At 70.3% G+C, this 7486-nt stretch carries 6 protein-coding genes and 1 pseudogene; 6 read left to right on the forward strand and 1 reads right to left on the reverse strand.

The features are described 5' to 3' along the window. Positions 1 to 3: 3 nt before the first annotated feature. Positions 4 to 2226, reverse strand: a complete 2223-nt coding sequence (katG, locus tag KQ305_RS06195; RefSeq protein ID WP_259724548.1) for a catalase/peroxidase HPI — start codon at positions 2224 to 2226, stop codon at positions 4 to 6. Between the two features lie 73 nt (positions 2227 to 2299). Between katG and KQ305_RS06200 the strand changes: the two genes are divergently transcribed. The 6 genes and pseudogenes from KQ305_RS06200 to KQ305_RS06225 form a co-directional block, all read left to right on the forward strand. Beyond that, entirely contained in the window at positions 2300 to 2584 is a 285-nt protein-coding gene (locus tag KQ305_RS06200; RefSeq protein ID WP_259724549.1) for a ribosomal protein L7/L12, read from the forward strand. Positions 2585 to 2859: 275 nt separating this feature from the next. Next, on the forward strand, positions 2860 to 3408 hold the full coding sequence (locus KQ305_RS06205; protein ID WP_259724550.1) for a hypothetical protein: 549 nt from the start codon (positions 2860 to 2862) through the stop codon (positions 3406 to 3408). Beyond that, positions 3408 to 4823, forward strand: coding sequence for a glycoside hydrolase family protein (locus KQ305_RS06210; protein WP_259724551.1), 1416 nt, complete (start codon positions 3408 to 3410; stop codon positions 4821 to 4823). Before KQ305_RS06205 ends, KQ305_RS06210 begins: the two co-directional genes overlap by 1 nt. Positions 4824 to 4867: 44 nt before the next feature. After that, entirely contained in the window at positions 4868 to 5203 is a 336-nt protein-coding gene (locus tag KQ305_RS06215; protein WP_259724552.1) for a hypothetical protein, read from the forward strand. 19 nt (positions 5204 to 5222) lie between these two features. Beyond that, positions 5223 to 6935 (forward strand): SulP family inorganic anion transporter, encoded by a 1713-nt coding sequence (locus KQ305_RS06220; protein ID WP_259724553.1) that lies wholly within the window; start codon positions 5223 to 5225, stop codon positions 6933 to 6935. Next, positions 6932 to 7486: pseudogene (locus KQ305_RS06225) on the forward strand (bifunctional NADH dehydrogenase FAD-containing subunit/selenide, water dikinase SelD); the annotation flags it as partial. The gene KQ305_RS06220 and the pseudogene KQ305_RS06225, both read left to right, overlap by 4 nt.

Here is a 7486-nt window from a genome sequence, read left to right on the forward strand (position 1 = left end):
CGTTCAGGTCAGCTCGAACCGATCCAGGTTCATCACCTTGGTCCAGGCCGCCACGAAGGCCCGCGCAAAGTGCTCGCCGGAGTCGGCGGAGGCGTACACCTCGGCGATCGCCCGCAGCTGGGCGTTGGAGCCGAAGACCAGGTCGACGCGGGTGGCGGTCCAGCGCAGGTCGCCGGTGTGGCGGTCGCGGCCTTCGAAGCCGTCTTCGGCCTCGGAGGTCGCCGTCCAGGTGGTGCCCATGTCGAGCAAATTCACGAAGAAGTCGTTGCTGAGCGTTTCGGGGCGGTCGGTGAAGACGCCGTGCCGTGATTTGCCGTGGTTGGCATCGAGCACCCGCAGGCCCCCCACCAGCGCCGTCATCTCCGGGGCCGTGAGGGTGAGCAGCTGGGCCCGGTCCACCAGCAGCGCCTCGGCGGAGGCCGCCAGGCCGGGCCGCAGGTAGTTGCGGAAGCCGTCGGCCTTGGGCTCAAGCACAGCGAAGGAGGCCCCATCCGTCTGCTCCTCGGAGGCATCCATGCGCCCCGGCGTGAACGGCACCGCCAGCGCATGGCCGCCCCGCCGGGCCGCTTCCTCCACGGCGGCGCAGCCGCCCAGCACGATCAGATCGGCCATGGAGATCCGCTTGCCGTTCTGCTGGGCGCCGTTGAAGGCCTGCTGGATGGCCCCGTAGACCTCCAGCGCCCTGGCCAGCTTGGCCGGCTGGTTCACCTCCCAGTCCTTCTGGGGGGAGAGGCGCAGGCGTCCGCCGTTGGCGCCGCCGCGCTTATCGGAGCCGCGGAACGTGGCTGCCGCCGCCCAGGCGGTGGCCACCAGCTGGGAGATGGGCAGCCCCGCGTCGAGGATCCGGCCCTTGAGGGTGGCGATGTCATCGGTGTCGACCAGCGGATGGTCGACGGCCGGGATCGGGTCCTGCCAGATGAACGCTTCGTTCGGCGCCAGGCTGCCGAGGTAGCGGGTGCGAGGGCCCATGTCCCGGTGGACGAGCTTGAACCAGGCCCGGCGGAAGGCCTCCGCCAGCTGGTCCGGATGGGCATGGAACCGCCGGGAGATCTCCAGGTAGGCCGGATCGACCCGCAGGGACAGATCGGTGGTGGCCATCATCGGCGTGTGGCGCTTCGACGCATCGTGGGCATCGGGCACGGTGCCGGCAGCCGCCGGATCCGTCGGCCGCCACTGCCAGGCCCCGGCCGGGCTTTTCTCCAGCGCCCACTCGTAACCGAACAGGTTGTCGAAGTAGCCGCTGTCCCACTGCACGGGGTTGGCGGTCCAGGCGCCCTCCAGGCCGCTGGTAGTGGTGTCGTCCCCCTTGCCGCTGCCAAACAGGTTGCGCCAGCCCAGCCCCTGCTCCGCCAGGCTGGCGGCCTCGGGTTCCGGCCCCACCAGGTCCGGATCCCCGGCGCCGTGGCACTTGCCGAAGGTGTGGCCCCCGGCGATCAGAGCGACGGTCTCCTCGTCGTCCATCGCCATGCGCTCGAAGGTCTCGCGAATGTCCCGGGCGGCGGCAAGGGGATCGGGCTGGCCGTTGGGCCCCTCCGGGTTCACGTAGATCAGCCCCATCTGCACCGCACCGAGCGGGTCCTCCAGCTGGCGGTCGCCGCTGTAGCGCTTGTCGCCGAGCCATTCGGTCTCCGGGCCCCAGTCGATGTCGATCTCCGGCTCCCAGACGTCCTCGCGGCCACCGGCGAAGCCCAGGGTGGGGAGGCCCATCGATTCGATGGCGCAGTTGCCGGCCAGGATGATCAGGTCGGCCCACGACAGGGCGCTGCCATACCGCTGCTTGATCGGCCAGAGCAGCCGCCGGGCCTTGTCGAGGTTGCCATTGTCGGGCCAGCTGTTGAGGGGCGCGAAGCGCTGGCTGCCGGAGCCGGCGCCGCCGCGGCCGTCCTGGATGCGGTAGGTGCCGGCGCTGTGCCAGGCCATGCGTACCAAGAACGGTCCGTAGTGGCCGTAGTCGGCCGGCCACCAGTCCTGGGAGTTGGTCATCAGCGCCAACAGGTCCTGCTTGAGGGCCTCCAGATCGAGGCTTTGGAAGGCCTCGGCGTAGTGGAAGCCCTGGCCCAGGGGATCGGCCAGGGGCGAGTGCTGATGCAGCACCGCCAGGTTCAGCTGCTGCGGCCACCAGTCCCGGTTGGAGCGGGCCCCGGCCGTGCTGCCCCGGAGCTTGCCGTGCAGGAAGGGGCACTGGCCGCTGGAGTCGCCACCGGCCTCAGGGGCGGATCCTTCCATCGGCTGAGTCTGCAAGAGTGCCAAACCTAGAACTGGTCAGGCGACCTGGAGCCAGCCACACCATGCTCCACCCATGACCACCCCCCTTCCCGACAGCGTGCTGGCGGCTCTCCGAGCGGGAGAGAAGATCCAGGCGATCAAGCTTCTCCGCCAGTCCAGGGGCATCGGACTCAAGGAGGCCAAGGCCATCGTCGATGCCGCCACGTCCCTTTCGCCACGGCAAGCTCGGCACGGCCCCCGCACGGCCCTCGGTTTCGCCGCTGATCACAGGCCCCGCAGCGGCCCCGGGCCGGTGGTGCTGGTGTCCCTGGCCGCCGGGGTGGCGGCGTTCCTTTGGGTGCTGATCAGCAGGCGCTGATCGGCGTGTTCATGGTCGAATGACCGGATGGATCCTGTCACTCGAGGATGGATGGCGACGAGTCATCGCGACGTGCGCCAGGCGGCGATGGGACTCCGGGACGCACGCCAAGAGGCGAACGGCCATGGCGGGGCCACCCTGGGATAGGGAGGAAGATCAAGAAACGGGAAGGCCCCCAGCCCCCATCCGTTCCCTCCCCAGAATGATGGGGTGTTGGTCATGGTGGTCCCGTCCCATCGCCGGAACAACCGACAGCAGCTGATCGCGATGCCCCCATGACCGCCCCCGCCCCACCGACGACCGGATTTCTGGAGGAGTCACCGGGCAACCGCTCCGCCATGCGGCTGATGTGCCTGCTGGCCCTGTTTGCCTCGATGGCCTTCGGAGTGGTCACGATGATGCGCAGCGCCCCGATGGTGACCAGGGATTCCAGCGGGCAGGAGACGCTCAGCTATCCACCCCGGGACGACACCGGGATGACCCTCACCTTGGTCTTCCTGCTGGGGGCCTTCGCGCCGAAGGTGCTGCAGAAGTTTGCCGAACAGCGCCTCGGGAACCTCAGGAGCAGCGACCTGCGGGAGCTGTTGATCGGCGCCGGCGGTGACCTGCGGACCACGGCTGCCCAGGCACTGAATCCGGCGCCTACAGCCGCCACGCCTGCGGAGGATCCCCGCCTGCGTCAGCTCCTGGAGGAGGTGGAGCGGCTGCGCGCCGAGATCGCCCGCAGCCGCACACCGATCCAGGTGAGTGCGGCCACCCCCGTAGCCCCGCCGGCGGCGGCCCTGACCCCCCTGGAGCGGATCCGCCTGGGCGGGAGCCTCTGATGCCGTACATCACCGCCCGCCAGGACGCGGGGCTCAGCCCCAGCCCCGCCGCCGCCGATGCCGATTCCTATGTGGCCGCCGGCTCCCGCATCGCTGTGGCCTGGGTGCGGTCTGTCCCCGATACCGTCCTGGCGATTGTGCGGCTGGCGGGGCCCTACACCTGCCCGGGGGGCACACGGCCGCTGCCGGATGGGGAGCAGCGTTATCTCAACCCCGAGCGTTTCATCGTTCCCGACGACGCCTGGTTGACGGCGGCAGGGGAGGGCCAGCTGCCACCCGAGGTGGCCGAGCTCAATCACCACTACGAGGGTTGCCGCCTCCAGGCGTACAACGACCCCCGCACCGGCGGTGAGCCGATCACGATCGGCTGGGGCAGCACCTTTTACCAGGATGGTTCCCCCATCCGGCTGGGGGATGTGATCACCCAGGAGCAGGCCGATGCGCTCTACGGGCACAACTGCCGCGAACGATTCTGGAAGGTGCTTGAGGCCACGATCCCCTTCTGGGCGGAGATGGGAGATCGACAGCGGGCCGCCCTGTGCAGCTTCGCTTACAACAACGGTGCCCATTTCCATGGCGATGGGTATCACGACACCCTCGATCGCCACCTGCGGGATCGCCGCTGGCAAGCCGTTCCTGGTGCCCTGATGCTGTATCGCAACCCCGGGGAGACGGTGGAGGTGGGTCTGGGCCGCCGCCGCCGGGCCGAGGGACTCGTCTGGGGCGGCTTGGAGCCCACCGTTGCCTGCGCCCAGGCGGAGCGCGAGATCCGCACGCCGGGCGACTGCGAAGCCTGGGAACAGCGGCTCAAGCAGGAGGCCGCTGGCCCGGTCGCTTCGGCTGCCAGAGCCATGACGGCGCCAGCCAAGGACGCCGATCCTCCTGCCCTCACCCTTCCCGGTCTGGTGGGTCCGAAGAAGACCCCCCAGGACTTCGGCTTCAGCGGCACCGACAGCCATGTGGTGGTTAATGACGTCAGCGAGACGGCCCGGGCCTTCGATGCGGAGGGACGGCTGCTCTGGGAGATTCCGGCGCTGGCCCGCGGCCAGGGCCGGGAGGACCAGTACCAGGACACGTCCACCGACACCCCGCCGGGGATCTACCGCATCGCCAAGAAGGTCTACCGGGACTACGAGCAGGATCCCAGCCCCACCTACTCCGCAGACCGCCGCAGCTATGGCTGGTACAGCTTCGATCTGGAGGATCTGGAGAGGCAGGAACGGCGTTTCGGCCGGGCCGGGATCATGGTGCACGGCGGCGGCAGCGCCTGCGGTTGGCCCGGGGCCTGGGCGCCCCGCCAGCCCCTGCATTCCACCCTCGGCTGCGTGCGGCTGCACAACCAGGATCTGCGCGACAAACTGCTGCCCCTGGTGGAGCAGGGCACCGTCTATCTGTCGGTGTACCAGGAGGCCTGAGCAGGGGTCCACCCCTAGCCTGACCTCAACGCCACAGTTCCGGCATGCCCACCCCCTTCGCCCTGCTGCTGCTGGCGCTTCTGAACGCCACACCGGCTCTCGCCGCGGCCCAATCGCAGGGTGGGGAACTCAGTCCACGGGAGGAGTTCATGGTGATGGTGGGGGTGGGCTCCGGTTACATGAGTGCCCTCTGCAACCTCGAGAAGGACGGCTTCATCTCCACCGCCACCCGCGCCAAGCTGGCCCAGGCGCAATTGGACATCATCAGCGGGGATCCCTCCACCAAGGACGACCTGGAGGGGGTGCTCGCCGGCATGAAGGGCGTGGAGGAGGACAAGGACCTGTGCCCCAGCCAGGTCCTGCCGCTGCGCCGCAAATGAACACCGACGGAGGAGGCTGATGGAGCCACGCGAACGCCTGGCCAGGGTGTTGCCGGGCCTCGCGCAGCTGCTGGGCTACCAGCGCAGCTGGCTGCGGCCGGACCTGCTGGCGGGCGTCACTGTGGCCGCCTATCTGGTGCCCCAGTGCATGGCCTACGCCGAAGTGGCCGGGCTGGCGCCGGTGGCGGGCCTGTGGGCGATCCTGCCGCCCCTGCTCCTCTACGCCCTGCTGGGGTCCTCGCCCCAGCTCTCGGTGGGGCCCGAGTCCACCACTGCCGTGATGACGGCTGCCGCGGTCGGGCCGCTGGTGGCGGGGGACCCGCTCGCCTATGCGGGCTTCTGCAGCCTGCTGGCCCTGCTGGTGGGGCTGGTCTGCTGCGCCGGTGCCTGGGCCCGGCTGGGATTCCTGGCTGATCTGCTCTCGAAGCCGATCCTGGTGGGCTATCTGGGTGGCGTGGCCCTGATCATGATCGGCGGCCAGCTGGGCCGGGTCAGTGGGCTGACGCTGCAGGCCGACTCCATCCCCGGCCAGCTGGTGGAGCTGCTGGGCCGGCTGGGGGAGATCCACCGGCCCACCCTGCTGCTGGCGTTGGGGGTGCTGGTGTTCCTGTTGCTGGTGCAGCGCCGCTTCCCCAGGGCCCCGGCGCCCCTGCTGGCGGTGCTGCTGGCCATGGCGGTGGTGGCGGTGGGACACCTCGATCAGCGCGGCGTGGCGGTGATCGGCGCCATCCCGGCTGGGCTGCCCCAGCCGGCGCTGCCGCCCGGGGTCTCGCCAGCCCAGCTGCGCTATCTGCTGACGGCGGCGGTGGGCATTTCCCTGGTGGGCTATTCCGACAACGTGCTCACGGCCCGAGCCTTCGCCGCCCGGGGCGGCTACCGCATTGACGCCAACCAGGAGCTTCTGGCCCTCGGCACCAGCAACCTGGGCAATGGGCTGATGCAGGGCTTTCCGGTGAGCAGCAGCGGCAGCCGCACCGCCATCGGCGATTCCCTCGGCAGCCGCTCCCAGCTGTTCTCCCTGGTGGCGCTGGCGCTGGTGCTGGCGGTGCTGCTGTGGCTGCGGCCGGTTCTGGCCCTGTTCCCCACGGCGGCCTTGGGGGCGATCGTCATGTATGCCGCCCTGCGCCTGATCGACATCCCCGAGTTCCTGCGGTTGCAGCGCTTCCGCCCCAGCGAATTCCGGCTGGCCCTGATCACCCTGGTGGGGGTCCTGGCCACCGACCTGCTCCTTGGCGTGGCGCTGGCAGTGGGGTTATCGGTGATCGACCTGTTCGCCCGGCTGGTGCGTCCCCACGACGCCGTCATGGGGATCGTGCCCCGCCTGGCAGGCCTGCACGACGTGCGCGACTGGGAGGGGGCGCGCACGATTCCTGGCCTGGTGCTGTTTCGCTTTGATGCGCCCCTCTGTTTCGCCAACGCCGAGCATTTCCGCCAGCGGGTGCTGGCGACGATCGCGGCCGAGCCGCAGCCGATCAGCTGGTTCGTTCTCAACGCCGAAGCCATCGTCGAGATCGACATCACGGCCGCCGATGTGCTCGAGGAACTGCAACGGGAACTGACCGTCCAGGGCATCACCTTCGGCCTGGTGCGGGTCAAGCAGGAGCTCTACGCCCAGCTGCAACGGGCCGGCCTGGTGGACAAGATCGGGGCGCGCCTGTTCTTCCCCACCTTGCCCACGGCGATCGCGGCCTTCCAGGCCCGGACGACCGGGGCGCCGGTGCCCAGCCCATGACCGCCGCCCCCGAGCGGCAGCAACTGGTCCTGGCGGGGGGCGGCCACAGCCACGTTCTGGTGCTGCGGCGCTGGCTGATGCGCCCGCGCACCAAGCCGCCGCGCACCCGCCTCACCCTGGTGAGCCGCCACGGCACCGCGCTCTATTCGGGCCTGCTGCCCGCCGTGGTGGCCGGGCTGGAACCCCTGGAGGCCGCCGCCATCGACCTGCGCCGCCTCTGCACCCTGGCCGGTGTCGTCTTCGTGCAGGCGGAGATCACCGGTCTGGATCCGGCGGCCCGGGAGCTGCAGCTGGCGGGCCGCCCGCCGCTGCGCTTCGACCGGCTCAGCCTCGATCTGGGCGCCGTGACCGCTATGCCGGGGGAGGCGATGGCCGTCAAGCCGCTGGAGCCCTTCCTGGCCTGGGCGGAGCGGCGCAGCGCCGGCGAGCCCCTGGTGATCCGCGGCGGTGGGGCCGCCGCCGTGGAGCTGGCCCTGGCCTTCAGGGCCCGGGGGATGGCCTGCCGCCTCTTGTTGAAGGGAGAGTCCCTGCAGCTGGGGTTGGCCGCGGCC

Origin of the sequence: Synechococcus sp. CS-1332 (assembly GCF_025127995.1) — a bacterium.
GTDB lineage: Bacteria > Cyanobacteriota > Cyanobacteriia > PCC-6307 > Cyanobiaceae > Cyanobium.